This window comes from Caballeronia jiangsuensis, from assembly GCF_046030135.1.
Lineage (GTDB): Bacteria > Pseudomonadota > Gammaproteobacteria > Burkholderiales > Burkholderiaceae > Caballeronia > Caballeronia jiangsuensis.
This window is the reverse complement of sequence record NZ_JAQQDB010000105.1, coordinates 1-1,238: the sequence shown is the minus strand read 5'-3', so window position 1 is coordinate 1,238 and position 1,238 is coordinate 1. Positions and strand designations below refer to the sequence as shown.

The window sequence follows — 1,238 nt, the reverse complement described above, 5'->3', positions numbered from 1 at the left end:
TGCGGGGCGGCAGTCACTTTCTTTGCTGCTGTGTATGGACCGGAGACATGGGTAACACCTGTTCCAGGACATGGGTAACACTTCGGACGAATGGTTCGTCCGGAGTAGATCATGACCTGGGATAGCAAAGACATCATGGAACTGCGGCTTGAATTCGTGGAATTCGCCACCCGAGAAGGGGCCAATCGGCGCGCCTTGTGTCGCCAGTACGGCATCAGCGCGAAGACGGGGTACAAGTGGATCAGGCGCTTCGAGCAAGGCGACACCGCTTTGGCCGATCAGGGCCGACGGCCCGTGCATAGCCCCTCGCGTACCACTGCCGAAGTAGAGGCACGCGTGGTCGAACTGCGTCAAGCGCATCCCGCCTGGGGGGCGGCCAAGCTTGCCAGGCGCCTGAGCGATCTGGGTTGCGCTCAGACGCCTTCGCCGAGCACCGTGACGCGCATCCTGCATCGGCAAGGCTTGATCACCGCGGAGAGCAGCACCGAGGCCTTGCGATGGCAGCGCTTTGAACACGAGCATCCCAACGATCTGTGGCAGATGGATTTCAAGGGCTATATCGAACTCGACAGTGGACGACGCTGCCTGCCGTTCACGGTGCTGGACGATCATTCGCGCTTCGATCTGGCGCTCGATGCGTGTGGCAGCACGCCCACGCGGGTTGTGCGTGAGCACTTGCGCGCGGTGTTTCGCCGTTACGGGTTGCCGCTGCGCATCAATGCGGACAACGGTCCGCCATGGGGCAGCCCTGCGCGACCCGGACAACTGACTGCGCTGGCGATCTGGCTGATCCGCCTGGGCATCCGACCTTCGTACAGCCGGCCCGGGCATCCGCAGACCAACGGTAAAGACGAACGGTTTCATCGGACGCTGAAGGCGGAACTGCTCGCGGGTCGACACTTCAAGAGCCTGAAGAGTATCCAGCAAGCCTTCGATACGTGGCGCCAGATGTACAACCACGAGCGGCCGCATCAGGCGCTGGGCATGGCCACGCCGATCTCGCGCTATCAACCCAGCCCGCGAGCGTATCCGGAGCGTCTGCCGCCGATCGAGTACGGCGACGCAGACGTGGTGCTTCGCGTGGGCATTAACGGCGAGGTGCGCTTCAAGTCGCAATGCTTCAAGGTTTCAAATGCGCTGGCTGAGCTGCCCATCGCGTTGCGCGCCTGTAGCGAAACCGACGGCTGCTACGACGTGTACTTCGCTCATCATCGAATCGATACCATCAACTTGAAGGA

General features: G+C 61.9%; 1 protein-coding gene. It reads left to right on the top strand.

Annotated features, from left to right (window positions below; genetic code table 11):
- Positions 1-111: 111 nt before the first annotated feature.
- Positions 112-1,238, top strand: a 1,127-nt coding sequence (locus PQR08_RS38525; protein ID WP_408164464.1) for an IS481 family transposase, incomplete at its 3' end; no start/stop codon positions are given.